Genomic DNA, 19,163 nt, shown 5'->3' on the forward strand with positions numbered 1-19,163 from the left:
GCTTTTCCAGACATAAAAAATATTTAGATGAGCAATCTGATTAAATATAGGGATCAAATCAAGTAAGATTTACAGTAATTAAAATTGTTGTGGCATCTATGAAAGATCATCTGAAATCTCTGCGCAGTGACATTCGTCGAAAACGTAAAAATGTCAGTATTTCACAACATAAAAAAAACGAACATCAGGTCTTAAACAGACTTAAAAACACCCCACAATTTAAAACGTCTCAAAAAATTGGTCTGTACCTAGATGCATTTGGGGAAATACGTACTCAAAAAATTATTCAACTTTGTTTCCAACATCACAAAGATGTTTATTTACCCATGATTTGCAACATGAATCAGAATTTAGTCTGGGTAAAAATCAATCTCCAACAATATAAAAACAAACGCTTTTCCCATCATCCTTTGGGTATGAAAGAACCAATGGCTAGTCGTGGACATCATGTTTCAAAGTTGGATCTTTTGATCATGCCCCTACTCGCTTGTGATCATCATGGTACTCGAATTGGTATGGGTGGCGGATTCTATGACCGTACTCTTGCATCAGCCCGCCATTTTCCCTTTCGTTTAGGGATAGCACATGATTTTCAATATATTGAAGAAACTTTACACCGCAACATCTGGGACCAACCACTTGATGCACTCATCACACCATCTCACAAACATTATTTTTAGAGTTATTTGAATATTAAAACCAACTAATTTTGTCTTTTTTTATATTTTCTACTCTAAAACCCTTGTAATTTTTGAAATGCACATCACTATAAAAACATGGCAACACCGTTGTCACTCATTAGGAGTGCCCATGTCTGAATATATTTTAAATAATGAAACAAGCTTAGAGCCACAGGTTCCAAGTGTATTACCACTATTAGCATTGCGTGATGTTGTGGTCTATCCACACATGCAAATTGCGCTATTCGTGGGTCGTGAAAAATCGATCAATGCAGTGGATGTGGCTCGTAACGGTGACAATTTAGTATTTGTAGTTGCGCAAAAAGATTCGCTTACAGAAGAAATTGATCACGATAATCTGTATCAGTACGGAACTGTGGCTAAAATCGTTCAAGTGGTCAATCATGAGAATGATGAAAACTGCATTAAAGTATTGATTGAAGGACTACATCGTTCGAAGCTAGAGCGTATTATTGATGGTGAAGAGTATCTAACTGCTGAACATCATTTAAGCCCAATGACAGTGGAATTGGATCAAGAAAGTAAAGAAACTCGCTTGAATGAATTACGTACACTCTTTGCTCAGTATGCCGAAGCTAAACTTCGTAATGCACGAGAACTTGTTGCGGCAGCAAACAAAATTGAAGATCTTCTGCAATTGATGTTCTTCGTTGCAACTCGTGTGCCTTTAAATATCGAAGTCAAACAGAAATTTTTAGAACACGATGAGTTCGAGGCACATTTACAAGAGTTGATGGGTTATTTGATGAATCAATCTGCTGAACAGCAAATTGAACAAACCCTACACGACAGCGTTAAACGTCAGATGGAAAAAAACCAACGTGAATACTTTCTAAATGAAAAAATGAAAGTCATTCAACGTGAACTGTCTGATATGAACGGCGGTGCTGAGGATGATGTTGCTGAGATTGAGAAGCGTCTTGCTGAAGCTGACTTACCTGAACATGTACGTAAAAAAGCTGAAGCTGAGTTTCGTAAACTCAAAGCAATGCAACCTGCTTCAAGTGAAGCGGCAGTTGTTCGCAACTATTTAGAAGTGATTTTAGATACACCTTGGAACAAGGCAAGCAAAGTCAGCATTAACTTGGCAAAAGCACAAGAAATTCTGGATGCAGATCATTACGGTCTCGATGACGTTAAAGATCGCATTGTTGAATACCTTGCTGTTCAATCACGTGTGAAAAAACTCCGTGGTCCTATTCTTTGTCTAGTTGGTCCTCCAGGTGTAGGTAAAACCTCACTAGGTGAATCGGTTGCTAAAGCAACAGGTCGTGAATTTGTACGTATGGCGCTAGGTGGCGTGCGTGATGAAGCCGAAATTCGTGGTCATCGTCGTACTTACATCGGTGCGATGCCAGGTAAAATTGTGCAGTCTTTAACAAAAGTCGGCGTGAAGAATCCATTATTCTTGCTCGACGAAATTGACAAGATGGCACAAGACTATCGTGGCGATCCAGCTTCTGCATTGCTTGAAGTATTAGATCCATCACAAAATAGCAAGTTCAACGATCATTATTTAGACCTTGATCTTGATCTTTCAGAAGTAATGTTCATCTGTACAGCTAACAGCATGAATATTCCTGAAGCTTTGCTGGATCGTATGGAAGTCATTCGTCTACCGGGTTATACCGAAGATGAAAAAGTAAATATTGCTGAACGCTACCTTGTTCCGAAAGCAATCAAGAACAATGGTTTACGTGCAAAAGAATTAACAATTCATGAAGAAGCGATTCGTGACATCGTGCAACGTTATACACGTGAAGCTGGTGTACGTAGTCTAGAACGTGAAGTGTCTAAAATTGCACGTAAAGTTGTTAAAGAAGCAGTCAGCAAAAAATCTAAAAACTTACAGCTTGATGTGACATCGGCAAATCTTCCTGAATACTTAGGTCCACATAAGTTTGACTTTGGTATCGCAGAAGATGAAGCCCAAGTAGGTCGTGTAAATGGTTTGGCTTGGACATCTGTTGGTGGTGAGTTATTGACTATTGAAGTCGCAGCTGTAAAAGGTAAAGGGAAATTCATTACTACGGGTTCGCTCGGTGATGTAATGAAAGAGTCAATTACCACTGCGATGACAGTTGTTCGTACTCGTGCTGATGAGTTGGGTATTGAAGCATCACGTTTCGATGAAACTGATGTCCATGTCCACTTACCAGAAGGTGCTACACCGAAAGATGGTCCATCGGCAGGTTTAGCTTTGACTACAGCGCTAGTGTCAGCGTTTACTGGTATCGCAATTCGCCCTGATATTGCGATGACAGGTGAAACTAGCTTAGGCGGTCGCGCATTACGTATTGGCGGCTTAAAAGAAAAACTTTTAGCAGCTCACCGTGGTGGAATCAAACTTGTATTTATTCCACAAGACAATGTCCGTGACTTGGCTGAAATACCTGATAACGTAAAAGAAGGTTTAGAAATCAAAGCTGTGAAAAGCATTGATGAAATCTTACCTTTGGCGTTGACAGATACACCAAAGCCATTGCCTAAGACACCAATTGTTAAACCAGTTGAAGATGCAAAAGCTGCACGTCATTGATGTAAAGATCATGATTAAAGAGAGAGCTTCGGCTCTCTTTTTTTGTTACACAATTTGATTGAAAAACAACCAATTTATTGCATAATAAAATAGAGTCGATAAAAATAAAGGCTAACATTGACTCTGAAACTAATTTTTAGTGCCCTCTGAACTCCAGACGGAAGGCACTTTGATCGCAGCTCATACACATTTTGAGCTGCGTTTTTTATGGCGAGTATAAATTTTCTTTTTTTAGTTTTTATTACAGCTATTACTTAGATCTAAATTACCTAGCAACTTCGACTCAGTTTATAATCCGCATAAATTATTTTTACCTTTAAATTTTATGAAGATTCGTATTCTGACTATTGGGCAAAAAATGCCTGCATGGGTTCTCACTGGGTTTGAGGATTATTTCAAACGAATTCAGCCTTTCGTTCAAACCCAAGTCATTGAATTACCTATGGCTAAACGTGGTAAAAATGATTCAGAAGCAGATATTTTAAAATATTGTCAAATCGAAGGTGAGAGTATCTTAAATGCGCTCAAACCCAATGAAACCCTAATTGCACTGGAAGTCGGTGGCAGAGAACTCAGTACAGAAAAGCTTGCCGACACCATGAAACAATGGATGCTTGATGGTAACGATATCGCACTCGCAATTGGAGGGCCTGACGGACATTCTGATGCAGTACGCAAAGCAGCAGCATGGCATTGGTCTTTATCTAAATTAACGATGCCTCACCCAATGGTTCGAATCTTATTAATTGAACAATTGTATAGAGCCATGAGCATTAACCATAATCATCCCTACCATCGTGCTTAACGTTGAATGTGTTCGTTCTGATTATAGAACAATCTGTTGAGTTTAATCCGCTATCATTGTCTTGATGTTTTTGTCAGGATAAATAGGTAATTTCGATCAGGTGCCCAATTATGAATGTGCAAACTTTACCAGGCTTATTTATCTCCCACGGTTCGCCTATGCTTGCACTTGATCCGGAGCAGGTTGGTCCTGCACTACATCGCTTGAGTATCAACTTACCTGAGCCACAAGCGATTGTTGTCATGTCTGCACACTGGGAAAGTCAAGTTCTTGAAGTCAATATTGCCACTCGACCAGAGACTTGGCATGACTTTAGAGGTTTTCCTAAAGAACTTTATGAAATTCGCTATCCAGCTCCAGGATCACCAACAATTGCTGAAAAGATATTATCCATGTTTGCAGAAGCTGGTATTCAGGCACACGCCAATAGCACACGTCCTCGTGATCACGGTGTATGGATGCCTTTATTACATATGTATCCAGATGCAGATATTCCTGTGATAGAAATTTCACTGCCAACAAAAATGAATGCAGAAGAAATTTACAAGATTGGACAAGCTTTATCTCCCCTGCGTGAACAACAGATTTTATTAATCGGATCAGGAAGCATAACGCACAATTTGGCTGAGTTATCATGGCATGCAGATGCACAAGTTCCCACTTGGGCTAGTACTTTTAGAAATACTGTCGTCAATCGACTCCAACATCAAAATTTTGATGCTGTCCTTGATTGGCCTTCATTGCCATTTGTAGAACGTAACCACCCTACGCTTGAGCATTTCGCCCCACTTTTTTTCGCTATGGGCACAGGTCATCGATTTAATATCGTGCACAGTAGTTTCTCGATGGGCTCACTTGGTATGGATATCTATCGTTTCGACTAAAGATGATTATTTACCAAATATTTAAATCGAGGTTTAACAATTTTGTTTAAACCTCAGTATCTATTATGCTTTTCTAAAAATTACAATCAGATACATTTAACAAACTTAACCGCTAACTGGATTACATTTTCTTTTTTTAAGAATACTTTAAGCTTGAGGCTGTGATTTATTAACTGTTGTTTTAACGATGAAAATTAAATATTTAGTTCTTGCTCTACTTCCCCTTTCTTTAATGGCTTGTCAAACAGTACAAAATGTAACTGACGGTGTAGTTTCTCAAATCAACTCAAATGCTGAAAAAAATCTAACTGAATATAATTGGACTTATCAAGGTTCTACAGCTTCAAAACCATTCGTGCTTTCATTTAATGCTGATCAAAGAGTAACGATTCAAACAGGTTGTAATAATCAAGGTGGAACTTGGAAAGTTGAAGGCAACAAAATTGTCACCTCACCTCTTGTTTCAACCATGATGGCGTGTGCTGATGATTTAATGCAACAAGAGCGTTTGTCATCTGATATTTTTAGCGAAAAGAAAGTACCTTTTTCACTTAGTACAAGCAATGATCAAGCAGTCCTGACTGTAACCGACAATAAAGGGCAAAAACATGTATTTACAGGAACTAAAATTGTGAATGCTAATGTATTAAGCAATTACACATGGTCGTACCAGCCGACAAATACACAAAAACCTATCGTCTTAACATTCTTAAATAATGATCGCTTATCAGTAGATACAGGCTGTAACCGCTTAAATACATCTTGGAAAGTCGAGAATGGTTTGATCGTGACGGGTGATGGCGCATCAACGATGATGGCATGTGAACCAGCACTGATGCAGCAAGAGAAGTTTGCAGGTGAATTATTACAAAAACGTCAAATCCCATTTGAAGTGAATACTACAAACTTACACGAACCGACTTTGACGCTTACAGATGCTAAAGGTCAAAAATATCATTTCATCGGTAAAATGACACCTGAGACAAAATATCAATCAGAGCCTAAAACCGTATTTTTAGAAATCTCACCTGAAACTAAATCATGTACAGGCGTTGCACCACAAACTTGTATGCAAGTACGTGAAGTTAAATACGACGAAAAAGGTATCAAAACATATACTGATAAAAACTGGTCTTTATACTACGGTCAAATCGAAGGGTTTGAACACAATCCTAAGCAACGCGTGATCGTACGAGTAAAACGTTTTGAGATAAAAAATCCGGCAGCGGATCAGTCAAGTCTTGCTGATGTATTAGATATGGTTGTTGAACAAGAAATCGTTAAATAATCATAATTTCAGTCAAAAAATCCGATGCATCTGCATCGGATTTTTTTGTTCAAAGATTAATACATCCCTTGAGCCAGAATTGCATCTGCTACTTTCACAAAACCAGCGATATTTGCACCATCGACATAGTTCACAGTACCATCTTCTTGAGTACCATATCGTAAGCAGTTTGCGTGAATGTCTTTCATAATCGCATGAAGTCTTTCATCTACCTCACCATGTGTCCAACCAAAACGTAGAGCATTTTGTGACATCTCCAGTCCTGATGTTGCAACTCCACCAGCATTTGAGGCTTTACCAGGAGCATAAAGAATCTTCGCTGCAATAAATTTTTCGACAGCTTCCAAGGTAGAAGGCATGTTTGCACCTTCAGCTACGCAGATTACGCCATTTGCTAATAGATTATCAGCATCAGTACCCATTAATTCATTTTGTGTGGCACACGGTAGAGCAATATCAACAGCAATATGCCAAGGTGTCTGACCTTCAAAATATTCAAAACCATGCTTTGAAGCAAACTCAGAAATACGTCCACGTTGAACATTTTTGAGTTCCATAACTTCTGCAAGTAACTCATCTGTAAATCCGTTCTTGAGATAAACAGTTCCATTTGAATCCGATAAAGTTACGACTTTTGCACCGAGGAACATGGCTTTTTCAGCAGCATATTGAGCAACGTTACCAGAACCTGAAATTGATACCGTTTTGCCATCAAAACTTTCGCCACGTGTTTTCAACATTTCTTCAGCAAAGTAAACAGTTCCATAGCCTGTTGCTTCAGGACGCATAAGACTACCGCCAAAGGAAATTCCCTTCCCAGTAAAAACACATGCAGTATCGTTACTCAACTTTTTCATCATGCCAGCCATATAACCGACCTCTCGTCCGCCTACACCGATATCTCCCGCAGGAACATCTGTATTTGCACCTAAATGTCGATATAACTCAATCATCAAGGCTTGGCAAAACCGCATCACTTCGGCCTCAGATTTTCCTTTTGGATCAAAATCTGAACCACCTTTACCACCACCCATCGGTAAAGTTGTAAGTGCATTTTTAAAAGTTTGCTCGAATCCCAAAAACTTCAAAATCGATAAATTGACTGAAGGATGAAATCTCATCCCACCTTTAAAAGGACCAATGGCAGAATTATATTGAACTCGAAAAGCACGATTCACATGAGTTTGACCTTGGTCATCCATCCAAGAAACACGAAATTGAATCACACGCTCAGGCTCAATCAGTCGTTCAAGTAAACCATATTGTGCGTACTTAGGGTTTTTCTGAATAAATGGCCACAGACTGGTCATCACCTCTTCCACAGCTTGTAGGAATTCTGGTTGATGAGGATCTCTGCGTTTAACGTAATCCAAAAATTCATTTAAGCTACCGTATTTCAACACTCACCCCCGAGTCAATGATTCAAATTAGTGCTAATTTTGCACTAAAATAGAATATCTCATAAAACAACCATAAATTACTATCCAAGAGGCGTTAGTTTTCTATCCACAAAAATATAAAATTATTTATTTCATAAGCTTACAATATTAAATACTCATTATTTATTTTATAAATACGCACACAAATATATGAACAATCAACTAAATAAACAAAATTAAAGTCAAGAAATTCAATCAAGCACCAAAATAATACATATTTAGCACCATCTTAAAACATCAAAAAACTGCTGCTAGGTGTTTAAATAAATCCACAGTCTCTAAATAAAGGATTATTTGTTATAATTCACTTCTGCTCTTACTTTCACCTCACTGCTTCTATGTTACTTTCTGATCAGCAAGTCTCTCTTATCGTTCAAATAGACCAATTACTGCCTCAAACACAATGTGGTTTATGTGGACACCGTGATGGGTGTTTGCCATATGCAAAGTCGATTAGCGAGGGTGAAGCAGCAAACAAATGTGTACCCGGCGGGCAACCTGTAGCGGATGCACTCGCTCTGTTACTTGAGCGACCACGTTTAATAGCTGAATCGAGTGTTTGGGATATCCAAGCTGATGGTCGTCCTCAGCAAATGAAAGCCATTATTCGCGAAGATGAATGCATTGGTTGTACCAAGTGCATCAGTGCTTGCCCTGTTGATGCAATTATCGGAAGTGGTAAGCTCATGCACACAATTCTGACAGATTTGTGTACAGGTTGTGAGCTCTGCATCCCTCCTTGTCCTGTTGATTGTATTGACCTAGTCCCTGATAACAATCCCATCCCCACGGAGGATCAACGCATTAACGAGCAGGATAATCTCCGTCAGCGTTACTACGCACATATTCAACGTGAAGAAAAACGTCGTATCGACCGCAAAGGTCCTGTAGTTAGAGCCGAAATTGACACTGAATTTTTCGCACAATTTTCACAGGCTTTGAAAAATGTTCCGACTATAACATTAGTTGAAAAAGCAAAAGACCATAGCACACAAGATGCTAAAACCACTATTGAGCTCGCCAAAATACGAACTCAAATCAAAAAACTGGAGAAACAATTAAGTGTTCGACTTGATCCGCGAAAGCAAGCACAACTTGATGCCCTACAAACACAATTAAAAGAATTACAGGAGGTCTAAATGTCGAGTAAAAATATGACTAAGAAGCAAGTTCAAACTTTCTTCGAGCGCTTACGAGAACAAAGACCGATTCCACAAACTGAACTCAATTACTCATCTCCTTTTGAGCTATTGATTGCAGTTATGCTTTCAGCCCAAGCCACTGATGTGAGTGTAAATAAAGCAACTGATAAACTTTACCCTATTGCCAATACAGCACAATCCATTCTAAATCTCGGTGTTGAAGGATTAAAGAGTTATATTAAAACCATCGGACTCTATAACTCTAAAGCTGAAAACGTCATTAAAACCTGTCAAATTTTAGTTGATCAATATCAAGGAAATATTCCAGAAACACGTAAAGAACTCGAAGCACTTCCTGGTGTGGGTCGAAAAACAGCGAATGTTGTTTTGAATACAGCTTTCGGTCATCCAACTATGGCGGTCGATACGCATATCTTTCGTGTCGGTAATCGCACTGGACTTGCGATAGGAAAAAATGTTCTAGAAGTAGAACATCGACTCATCAAAGTTATTCCAAAAGAATTCATTGTTGATGCACATCATTGGCTTATTTTACATGGTCGTTACTGTTGCATCGCACGTAAACCGAAATGTGGTGAATGTATCGTAGCCGATGTCTGTAATTGGAAAGATCGTTTTGAGTTTGGAGCGACAAAGCCCATCAAACTCAAAGAAATACATTAATCCTGATCTTTTTTAGTCTGCTGTAATTTTGGGTGTAACTGGCGTGGCTTGCCATATTTTTTATTTTCAATCGCCTGCTGTTTCTGCACATGACGTAGCATTTTTTGACTTTGGTATAATAGAAAAAGTAACAGTAAAACACTTAAAATAACGACAAGGATAAGAACAAACTTCAACATTTACCTCTCCAAAATAAAAAGAGCCCTATTTAAAGAGCTCTTTTAAATTTGCTGTTTAGATTATTTATCCAAAATAGCAAAAAGATCTTTTTGAACTTCATCAATCGCACGCAAGCCATTCAACTTATCGTAAGTCGGTGCATTTTCGCCTGAAGCAGCACGACCTTGATAGAAGCCAACCAATTGCTCAGTTTCACTATGGTAAGAAGCTAAACGCTTACGGATTGTTTCTTCTTGATCATCAGGACGTTGTACTAGGTCTTCGCCAGTTTCATCATCCTTACCTTCCACTTTAGGTGGATTGTAAACTAAGTGATATACGCGACCAGATGCTAGGTGCTGACGACGACCAGAAAGTCGTTGAACAATTTCCTCATCAGGAACATCAATTTCAATCACGTGATCAATAGAGATTCCTGCTGTTTCTAATGCCTCAGCTTGTGGAATCGTACGTGGAAAACCGTCAAAAATACAACCGTTAGCACAATCAGGTTGAGCAATACGCTCTTTCACCAGACCAATGATCAATTCATCGGATACTAAACCACCTGACTCCATAACGCTTTTCGCTTTTAAGCCAAGTTCAGTACCTTCACGAATTGCAGCACGGAGCATATCACCGGTTGAAATTTGTGGGATATTGTAGCGCTTACAGATCAACTGAGCTTGAGTACCTTTTCCTGCCCCAGGTGGTCCGAGTAAAATAATGCGCATAAAGAACATCCTCATTTAAAAACAATAAATCTTAAATTGAGCAATATCATACAGACTTATTGCTCAACCAACATCAAATTAATTATAAGAAAGCAACAAATAAATGGATTAAACCTGCTAAAAAACCAGTCACACCACCCAACACAATTAAAATCCACTCATCTTCCTGAAACGCAGGACGCAATAAGTTTTGGAACTCTTTCGGTGTTAGCTCACGAATACGATCTCTAAACATTTGAAAGATTTTCTGTGCACGGCTTGCATTTAATGCAGGATCACATACAGGCCCCATGGTAATTTCAATTGAGCGATCAATCAAGTCGGTCTTGAGTCTAGCATATTCTCTTGGACCTAATGATAACTGTAATGATGTTCTGACTAATGGGGTTTCCATGATTTCATTGATATGACGCTTGACAATTCGACGAGTTTTATCTTTCTTCGTCCCATACATCATTTCTGTCATGATCGATTTAAGCGTAATAAGGTCTTCCGTCACCACACTAGCAAACACATCAGAGACTTCTTCTTGACGTTTCATAAATGCACCTTGAACGTTATATGTACCGATCTTCAAGACTGGGACAATCCAAGGGAATTTACGATCTTTAGTCAGACGGAATATCTGAGGATATCGAATATAGTGAGGTTCAATAGGATTAAAAACCATCCAAATTGCAATCCAGTTGGTTAAGAAACCCCAAATTGCAGCCCAAAATGGTACAGTCCAATGCCATGGCACTACAAACCAAACGATCATTTGGAAAATACCAAAGAACATACCGATCAATGCACTAATGTGCCAAATAAAATTGATTTCTTTTTGACCAACTTTTAGGAACATTCGTACCATCAAACGGCGATCACCTTCCATTTGGCGAACAACCATTTCTCGCATATCAACAAGTGACTCGACGTTCATGGTCAGCTCAGTCACAAGTTCTTTTAAGGTATTTGGTAATTGTTTATGTGCTTGAGCATAAATACGACGTTTAATCGAATAAGGTAGGTTTTCCCATAAAACAGCATTACGATCAATCATGACTTCGTCAATGAGGTGTTCAAGCTCGAAACCGACTTGCTCACCAATGATCATCGCCATGTCTTCGGGGTCCATTGCCTCTAAAAACTCTCGCAATGAGCCTAACTTAGATAATGTATTGTCAGTAATGATGCCTGAAATACGCCCTGCTTTACGAGGTACAATTCCTTGCCAGCCTACAGGTAATGGACCTAAATGGAATCCCCAAAAAGTAATTGGGTAAAATACCATTTTTAAAGCCATCCACACATGCGCCCATGTCACAAAAGCAGTTACTGGAATAATACTCAGAACTGCCCAAAAATCTGGGCGAGCGAGGAAAATCTGCCACAATTCATTGACGTAATCAAACATGCATGACTCTCAAAATTATTAGTAGATTATGGCTTGTGGGCTAAACAATCAGTACAGCACTTACAAACCAAAACTTAATGTATAAGAGAATTGAATCGTTGGTTCAGTTTTTTCAATTACCTCTCCACGACCATTTTTCATTCTCTCACCAGCACCAATTCCTACACTAAATGTGCTGATGCGTTCAGGGTTTAGCCAAACATAGGCTAAATCTACGCCTGCACCGAGACGTGCTTTTTCTTTTCCATTAATTTGTTTGCTTTCAATGTGCCCCGCATAAGCACCAATGTAATATCCGTTTTTGTCTGTACCAGTTAAATGATATGGATAACGAAACCCAACCTGACCACCTGCAGGATTGTCATCATTCAAAAACACACCTGCTTTGGCATAAGCAATCCCATATGGATTTACCCATTCGACATTGCCATGTAGTAACTTTTTAGTGAAACCTGCACCAACATTCCATGTTGAAACTTTAGCGTCTTTTAATTTTGGCTCAGGCAAATAAGGATTTTCGTCTGCGTAAGCAACAGTGTTCAACGACATAACCGCTAATAAAAGATAAAGTTTTTTCATTATTTTCTCCATTTTCCCTAAGAGTGTGTCTTAGACATTCCTATTTCAAACAGTTTCAGACTTTAACAGAATTATTTTGCTTCTAATATACAAGACCCTACAATTTTCATGTCTGCAAAGTCAAAAACTGTCGCACCATCATTTATATGATCAGTTGAAAAATCTACAGTAAGATCGTTCAACTTACGTTAAAATAGTTCACTTTCGTTCTCTGCCATCCTGCAATTTAAGTCGATACCCTATGAAACAGCACTTTCCTTTAAAAAATATGCAACAAGAGAAGCGCATTTATAAGGGTCGAATTTTTTTTGCGATTTCAGTCGTCGTTGTTTTCCTACTTTTATTGATTTGTCGTTATGCATATTTACAGATTATTCATTACGATGACTTTACAACGGCTTCTGACAAAAACCGTATTCGCTTGCAGCCCCTCCCTCCAGCACGTGGTTATATCTACGATCGTAATGGTGTATTGCTCGCAGACAATTATCCAGTATTCAGTGCCACATTAAGTAAAACTGATGTTAGCGACATAGACGGAACCCTAGCACGTCTTATTCCAATTTTGAGTCTCACTGAAGAAGATATTGAGCGTTTTAAAAGCCGCGTCAAAACTGCTCGAAAAACAGAACGAATCGCGATTAAGTTAAATCTCACAGAAGCAGATATTGCCAAATTTAGTGAAGTTAAATACGCATTTCCTGGTGTAAAAATTGAGACACAAATGACTCGCTACTATCCACATGGCGAGTTGTTTGCTCATGTGATTGGATACGTTGGACGAATCAACGACAAAGAACTCAAATCGATTGATAAAGATTTATATGCTGGAACAAACCTGATCGGGAAAATTGGTGCGGAGAAAAGTTACGAAGAATTATTACACGGCACTCCAGGTTATGAATCTGTAGAAGCTGATGCACACGGTAACGTTCTTAGACATCTTGGTCGACAAGACCCTGTTCGTGGAAATGACCTTTATTTGTCTATTGATTATGGTTTACAGACTATTGCAGCACAACAGTTAGTTGATCGTCGTGGTGCAATCGTTGCAATGGACCCTCGTACAGGGGAAATTTTAGCTTTAGTTTCAAGTCCAAGTTTTAATCCAAACTTATTCGTTACAGGGATTAGTACTAAAGACTATAGTGGTTTACGGGATAATCCTGATCAACCTCTTTACAATCGTGCTGTTCAAGGTGCTTATCCTCCAGGATCAACGATCAAGCCAATGTTTGGTCTAGGTGGGATTCATTACGGATTGGTCGATTGGAGTACCGCAATCTCAGACCCAGGTTACTTTTCTTTACCAGGTGATAGCCATCGCTTCCGTGACCATAAAAAAAGTGGGCATGGTGCAGTGAATTTACATAAAGCCCAAGTGGTTTCCTGTGATACCTACTTTTATATTTTGTCGTATCGTATGGGAATCGACAAAATGAATACTTGGATGCGCCAATTCGGTTTCGGTGAGAAAACTGGTGTTGATTTACCAAGTGAAAGCTCAGGCTTATATCCAAGTCCAGAATGGAAAATGCGAACTCGAAATACAAAATGGTTAAAAGGTGAAACCATTTCAGTGAGTATCGGTCAAGGTGCATTTACAGCGACACCATTACAGCTCGCAATGGCAACGGCGATTACAGCCAACAAAGGCTCACATGTTACACCACATGTTTTGAGAGATCATAAAGGTGCCAAGAAGCTTCCTGTTCACAATGCTCCTGATGGAAAAATTCAGTTTAATGGGACAGATGAAGATTGGGTCAATATGCACGCTGCCATGATTGATGTCATTCAATCTGGTACAGGTCGTGGAATCAAAGGTGGTCTGCGTTATTCTATTGCAGGTAAAACAGGTACAGCACAAGTAAAAAGTATTGCTCAGGGCAAAAGATATAACGAAGCAGCATTGTCATCTAGACAGTGGGATCATGGTTTATTTGTCGGATTTGCACCTGCCGAAAATCCAGAAATTGCGATCGCCGTAGTTTGGGAAAATGGTAAGCATGGTGGTTCAGCAGCTCAACTTGCGCGTCCAGTATTTGATTATTGGTTGGTTAATCGTAAGAAAAATCCAATTCGTCCTTTGAACCATCAAGTCAGTGGTGGGTTAATGACAGCTGGGATCAAACCTGCAGAACTTCCAAGCGGTAGTGGTACATTTAGTTCAACAAATGCTCCTGCATCAACTCCTGCTGTAAGCTCAACAGCACATGCCGATGGAGTATCTGAATAATGAAAAATCAGTTACGCATTATCGGAGGAGAATGGAAACGTCGAACATTACCGTTCGCCTCTATTGAAGGATTAAGACCAACACCAGATCGTGTACGCGAAACATTATTCAATTGGTTAATGTGGGATATCCAAAATAGTAAGGTATTAGATTTATGCAGTGGTTCAGGTGCTTTAGCTTTTGAAGCGCTTTCTCGTGGCGCAGCTGAAGTTATCATGATTGAACCCGATGTCACTCAATCTGGATTTCTAAAACAAAATATTCAGCTATTAAAAACCAATAAATGTCAGCTCTACGTGACCACAGCACAGAATGCTTTACAGAAAATTAACCAACAATTTGATCTTGTTTTTCTTGATCCGCCATATGGCTTGAATTTATGGCAAGAGTTAGCTGAGTCTGTGGATACAAAGATCGTAGCGAATGGTTTTATTTATGTAGAAGCTGATCGTGAGTTATCTGAACTAAAACTGCCTGCTTCTTGGAAAAAGGTTAAAGAAACCAAAGCAGGAATAGTAAAAGCAGGTTTATATCAGAAAATGCCTTAAAGGACTCTTAACCAAAACAATCGAACCATTTGTCCTCGATCAAACGGAAAACTCGACAAATATTCATATCCTATTCGATTGTCTTGGTTAATCTGATAAACGATGCCATAGCCAAGTGAAATGGACAAATCATTGAGACCAAAACTCATCGTGTCTCCCGTCAACACTTTTTGGTTTAGCTGGTCTGTTTGATAAGCCGTATAGTTATAAATTCTTAGACGTTCATCATGATAAAATTGATTGTGTAAAATTGAATAGTCCGTTTTAATTTCTGGATAAGCAGATTCAAACATCTCTTCAGTATGTTGATCCTCAAATCCAGCAAAAAAGTCGTATTGCTGTGCTGCTAAAAATTGTAAAGGCATGAAAAGACAAGCCAGTAAACATAGCCGTCTAGCTAACATAGCATTCAATAAAAATTTGTTGAGCATAAGCAACATAGAGTTTAAATGTATGTGATAGTAATCAACGGATTTGGCAAATAACAATTCAACAAGTCCTCAAACCCAATTTTATAGAATCAAGTATACGTCTAAGTGAATTTCGGAATGTACAAATTGCTAATGATATCTAAAAAGATTATTTAATTTCATTTGTGTCTGACATAAACTATTAATTTATAGATTGAATTCTATATACAATAACCCCAATCTCATCATCTAATTCAACTCCAAAAAATTATGAAACGTTTTATCTTGTTAACGATAATCTTGAATTTAACAGGTTGTATCTTTGGTCAATCCAATGAAGTGAAACGTGCAGAAAAAGTTTTGCAGAGTTTTGAATGTAATAATATTGAAACCAACCAAATTGCAACCTCATCAATTACCAATTTTCATCAGCAAACTTTGGCTGCAAACAAGTCAAAAGCATCAACATATGTTGAGCAATACAAAAATGGCGAAGATCTCTTTGACATACCACTCGATGAAGTAGTACAACAAAAATATCAACTTTATAAACAAGCATGTCAAGCACTTGGTGGTGTTGCACCTAGAACTGAGCCTGTTATAGTAACCAATAATCATGAGGGTACTAGCGGGGCTTGATAGCAAATTGGATCGCTTCGCATGATAGAACAACAAATAACTTTAAATCATTATATTGCCTTCGGTTTTATATGCCTCGCAGTCATCATCGCTAGTATTCACCCACTTGAGTTTGAATCGTATCTGTTGCATCAAGCTGGCACGGTACTCATGTTGATTGCATTAATTATTGCAATTAAGAAAATTGGTATCGATTTCTATAGTTTTTGCTTATACCTTGCTTTTTTATTCATTCATATTGTTGGTGCACACTATTTATATTCATACGTACCTTACAATGAGTGGTTTCAAACGCTATTCCACATTGATTTGAATCAAACAATGGGATGGTCGAGAAATATGTATGATCGTTTTGTACATTTCGCTTATGGGCTACTACTCTACCCATTCTTCTACCGTTGTTTTGAGTTCTTCTTTCCCAGATCTAAACCCGTTGCAATATTTTTATTAGTTGTCCAATTTGTCATGGCATCGAGTTTAGTCTATGAGTTGATTGAATGGTGGATTGCAATCGGTTTATCGCCAGAAGATGCCGAAAATTACAATGGGCAACAAGGAGATATTTGGGATGCACATAAAGATATGTTTCTAGCAACTCTTGGTTCGATTTTGATTGGTTTACTATATCTATATAAAGAAAAAACTCTTATTCAGAACAAATAAGAGTTTTCCCCATGTTTAGAACATCCAATTTGAAGAGACATCTAAATCATTGAATAATTCTTTGAAAGATGTCTCAGCTAAGTCAGTTTGCACAGAAATCGTCTCCACAGTGCCTACTAGCGAGTTTTGACTCACAAGATTCTGATCAAACTCATTTAATAATTGATCTATCACATCTGTTTCCAACTTTTCTGCACTTAATAAATGCTCTAGCGGAATTGATAATTGTTCCTCATCTACAAAGCTATCCGATATGTTTGGAGCTCTTAAAAGACTATCTAAATTAACAGAGTCCACAAGAGAAGTTTGAACCTCCTCAATGATTAAGGAATCACTCAACATCAGCGCACTAGGTTGAGCTGGAGCTACAATTGTGAAATTAAAGGCATCACTGAGTTCACTGGTATTACCAGCTACATCAGTTTGAGTTAAAGTAATTTTGTGTGAGCCTAAAACTAAATCATTCGTTACGGTGTAACTCCATTTACTATTATCTCCAACTGTAACAGTCCCAATCGGATAGCCATTATCAAATATTGTGAGTACTGCTTTTGCTTCACCAATTCCTGATAATGTTGGCTTGGTATCATCGGTACTTCCACCTGAACTAACAGTACCTTTAACTGCGCCAATATCATCCATTACCGTTTGTAGCAGAGGTTTATTCGGTGCAATTGTATCTTTAGCACCAAATATATCTGTAGGTTCTGAACGATTTCCAGAAGAATCGATAATATAAATTTTGGCAATATTTTTATCTGTTAAAGCAGGTGACAAATTCAGGCTGAACTTACCATCCGCACCAACTGTTCCAGAGCCAAGAGTTGTTTGACCATCTGCACTTTTAACTTCTATTTTGGCATTTGCTTCAGCAGTCCCTATTAATAAGGTTCCTTCTGGATTTAATTCCGCTGTGGCTTTTGATGGAGCAATGGTATCTTTGCCTGCTATTATTTCTAAAGGCTTAGATGTGTTTCCTGCACTGTCTTCTAAAACAATTGTCCCTTTTTTACCTGTCGTCAAAGCAGGTGAAATTTGTACTACAAATTTACCTTGAGCATCTGTTGTCCCAGTACCAATTATTTTTCCATCACTATCTTTAACTTGTACTTTAGTATTTGCTTCTGCACGCCCTTCTATACGTGTTCCTTCGGCATTTACTTCAATCAAAGGTTGATCTGGAGCTAAAGTATCTTTACCAGCAATCACTTTCGATGGCGCGGACTTATTCCCTGCAGCATCCTCCGCGACAACAGTACCGCCTTTGTCACTAATTAAAGCTGAACTAAGCTTAATAGAATATAACCCTTCCTTATTTGCAGTTACAGAGCCCAACAGTTTGCCATCTGCATCAAAAACTGAAATTTTTGCGTTTGCTTCAGCTTTGCCTGTCACAATAGTGCCATCTTGATTAAGCTGTGCCAAAGGTGAATCAGGTGCAATTGTATCTTTAGTTCCAGTCACAACTGTTGATTTCGAAACATTACCAGCACTATCAATTGCAGAGACAGCCACTTTGCTTCCATTCACTAAAGGTTCGTTCAGTTTTACAGTATAGTTTCCATCCTGATCAGCTTGACCAGTGGCAATGACTTTTCCTGTTGAATCTTTAATCTCAATTTTTGCTTTGGCTTCAGTTTTACCTGTAATCGTTTGTGTATCCGAACTGAGTACTGCCGTTGGTGTTATCGGAGCAATCATATCCGTCGAATCATTTTTATCATTATTATTGTCGTCATCATCATTCACTGCCAACAAATAAAGACCTTCAGCAGCCAGAGCTATCAGTCCGCCTTTAATCAATTGCGATTTAGTGATCCCAAGATCATCTGCGGGTTCTGATACTGAAGAGACTTGTGTAGGTAACTCTGTCGAAACCTGAGGTGCAGCTTGACTTGATGATGTGTAACGAACAAATTTGCCCGAATCATCGAACTCGGCAATCGAGTAGCTACCATCAGCGTTACTCAGCGCCAGTGTATGCTCACTGGCATTCATTTCATTGTAAAAGTCACGAATGATTATTTTCTCGCCATTTTTTAAAGTAATGACTAAATCATCGCCTTGCTTGATGATGGATTTTATACTCTCTTGGTTTATACCTAATTGAATAATAGATGGCTGACTTAATATGACATCCTTGATTTGTCCATCTTGTAAAATGTTTAGGCTCGTCTTTGAAGAAACGACAACTCTTGTCATTATTATGCTCACTGATCAATTTTATTTTAAAAACTTTAGATTAATGAATAATTAAGTACTTAATCTGTTCGTTAAAATATCAAATGCAATCATATAGAACAATCTATTCAAA

At 38.4% G+C, this 19,163-nt stretch carries 18 protein-coding genes; 11 read left to right on the forward strand and 7 right to left on the reverse strand.

Translation table 11 applies throughout. The features are described 5' to 3' along the window. Window positions 1-98: 98 nt before the first annotated feature. The 5 genes from H2677_RS10745 to H2677_RS10765 all read left to right on the forward strand — a co-directional run bounded on the left by H2677_RS10745 (window position 99) and on the right by H2677_RS10765 (window position 6,217). Window positions 99-680, forward strand: coding sequence for a 5-formyltetrahydrofolate cyclo-ligase (locus H2677_RS10745; RefSeq protein ID WP_125272747.1), 582 nt, complete (start codon window positions 99-101; stop codon window positions 678-680). Between the two features lie 130 nt (window positions 681-810). Beyond that, on the forward strand, window positions 811-3,240 hold the full coding sequence (gene lon / locus H2677_RS10750; protein WP_004912478.1) for an endopeptidase La: 2,430 nt from the start codon (window positions 811-813) through the stop codon (window positions 3,238-3,240). Between the two features lie 325 nt (window positions 3,241-3,565). Next, window positions 3,566-4,045, forward strand: coding sequence for a 23S rRNA (pseudouridine(1915)-N(3))-methyltransferase RlmH (gene rlmH / locus H2677_RS10755; RefSeq protein ID WP_004912481.1), 480 nt, complete (start codon window positions 3,566-3,568; stop codon window positions 4,043-4,045). 110 nt (window positions 4,046-4,155) lie between these two features. Continuing rightward, window positions 4,156-4,929 (forward strand): DODA-type extradiol aromatic ring-opening family dioxygenase, encoded by a 774-nt coding sequence (locus H2677_RS10760; RefSeq protein ID WP_125299640.1) that lies wholly within the window; start codon window positions 4,156-4,158, stop codon window positions 4,927-4,929. A 187-nt stretch (window positions 4,930-5,116) separates the two neighbouring features. Further along, entirely contained in the window at window positions 5,117-6,217 is a 1,101-nt protein-coding gene (locus tag H2677_RS10765; RefSeq protein WP_212638524.1) for an META and DUF4377 domain-containing protein, read from the forward strand. A gap of 56 nt (window positions 6,218-6,273) precedes the next feature. Here H2677_RS10765 and gdhA read toward each other — a convergent pair whose 3' ends face one another. Next, window positions 6,274-7,620: an NADP-specific glutamate dehydrogenase gene (gene gdhA / locus H2677_RS10770; RefSeq protein ID WP_212638525.1), complete on the reverse strand. Its 1,347-nt coding sequence runs from the start codon at window positions 7,618-7,620 to the stop codon at window positions 6,274-6,276. 374 nt (window positions 7,621-7,994) lie between these two features. Here gdhA and H2677_RS10775 point away from each other — a divergent pair, with 374 nt between their 5' ends. Beyond that, window positions 7,995-8,795, forward strand: a complete 801-nt coding sequence (locus H2677_RS10775; RefSeq protein WP_212638526.1) for an RnfABCDGE type electron transport complex subunit B — start codon at window positions 7,995-7,997, stop codon at window positions 8,793-8,795. Then, a complete protein-coding gene (gene nth, locus H2677_RS10780) occupies window positions 8,796-9,482 on the forward strand; it encodes an endonuclease III (protein WP_212638527.1) in 687 nt (228 codons plus the stop codon). On the opposite strand, the gene H2677_RS10785 is transcribed toward nth, so the two are convergent. From H2677_RS10785 to H2677_RS10800, 4 genes are all read right to left on the reverse strand, one after another. Next, window positions 9,479-9,661: a hypothetical protein gene (locus tag H2677_RS10785; protein WP_004956301.1), complete on the reverse strand. Its 183-nt coding sequence runs from the start codon at window positions 9,659-9,661 to the stop codon at window positions 9,479-9,481. The genes nth and H2677_RS10785 overlap by 4 nt on opposite strands. A 60-nt stretch (window positions 9,662-9,721) precedes the next feature. Next, window positions 9,722-10,375: an adenylate kinase gene (gene adk, locus H2677_RS10790; RefSeq protein ID WP_212638528.1), complete on the reverse strand. Its 654-nt coding sequence runs from the start codon at window positions 10,373-10,375 to the stop codon at window positions 9,722-9,724. An 82-nt stretch (window positions 10,376-10,457) separates the two neighbouring features. After that, entirely contained in the window at window positions 10,458-11,771 is a 1,314-nt protein-coding gene (locus H2677_RS10795) for a hypothetical protein (protein WP_004912505.1), read from the reverse strand. 60 nt (window positions 11,772-11,831) lie between these two features. Further along, a complete protein-coding gene (locus H2677_RS10800; protein ID WP_004956295.1) occupies window positions 11,832-12,350 on the reverse strand; it encodes a hypothetical protein in 519 nt (172 codons plus the stop codon). A gap of 241 nt (window positions 12,351-12,591) precedes the next feature. Between H2677_RS10800 and mrdA the strand changes: the two genes are divergently transcribed. Further along, window positions 12,592-14,589: a penicillin-binding protein 2 gene (gene mrdA / locus H2677_RS10805; RefSeq protein ID WP_004912509.1), complete on the forward strand. Its 1,998-nt coding sequence runs from the start codon at window positions 12,592-12,594 to the stop codon at window positions 14,587-14,589. Further along, on the forward strand, window positions 14,589-15,137 hold the full coding sequence (gene rsmD / locus H2677_RS10810) for a 16S rRNA (guanine(966)-N(2))-methyltransferase RsmD (protein WP_212638529.1): 549 nt from the start codon (window positions 14,589-14,591) through the stop codon (window positions 15,135-15,137). The genes mrdA and rsmD overlap by 1 nt, the downstream gene beginning before the upstream one ends. Here rsmD and H2677_RS10815 read toward each other — a convergent pair. After that, window positions 15,134-15,502 (reverse strand): hypothetical protein, encoded by a 369-nt coding sequence (locus H2677_RS10815; RefSeq protein WP_227555242.1) that lies wholly within the window; start codon window positions 15,500-15,502, stop codon window positions 15,134-15,136. The two genes, rsmD and H2677_RS10815, sit on opposite strands and share 4 nt — an antisense overlap. A gap of 315 nt (window positions 15,503-15,817) precedes the next feature. Between H2677_RS10815 and H2677_RS10820 the strand changes: the two genes are divergently transcribed. Both H2677_RS10820 and H2677_RS10825 read left to right on the forward strand, forming a co-directional pair. Next, a complete protein-coding gene (locus H2677_RS10820; RefSeq protein ID WP_212638530.1) occupies window positions 15,818-16,186 on the forward strand; it encodes a hypothetical protein in 369 nt (122 codons plus the stop codon). A gap of 21 nt (window positions 16,187-16,207) precedes the next feature. Continuing rightward, complete coding sequence (locus H2677_RS10825) at window positions 16,208-16,849, forward strand: DUF2238 domain-containing protein (protein ID WP_212638531.1); 642 nt, start codon at window positions 16,208-16,210, stop codon at window positions 16,847-16,849. Window positions 16,850-16,864: 15 nt separating this feature from the next. Here the strand turns inward: H2677_RS10825 and blp2 are convergent, their stop codons facing one another. Then, window positions 16,865-19,051 (reverse strand): Ig-like repeat protein Blp2, encoded by a 2,187-nt coding sequence (blp2, locus tag H2677_RS10830; protein WP_212638532.1) that lies wholly within the window; start codon window positions 19,049-19,051, stop codon window positions 16,865-16,867. Window positions 19,052-19,163: the final 112 nt, after the last annotated feature.

Origin of the sequence: Acinetobacter junii (genome assembly GCF_018336855.1) — a bacterium.
Classification (GTDB): domain Bacteria; phylum Pseudomonadota; class Gammaproteobacteria; order Pseudomonadales; family Moraxellaceae; genus Acinetobacter; species Acinetobacter junii.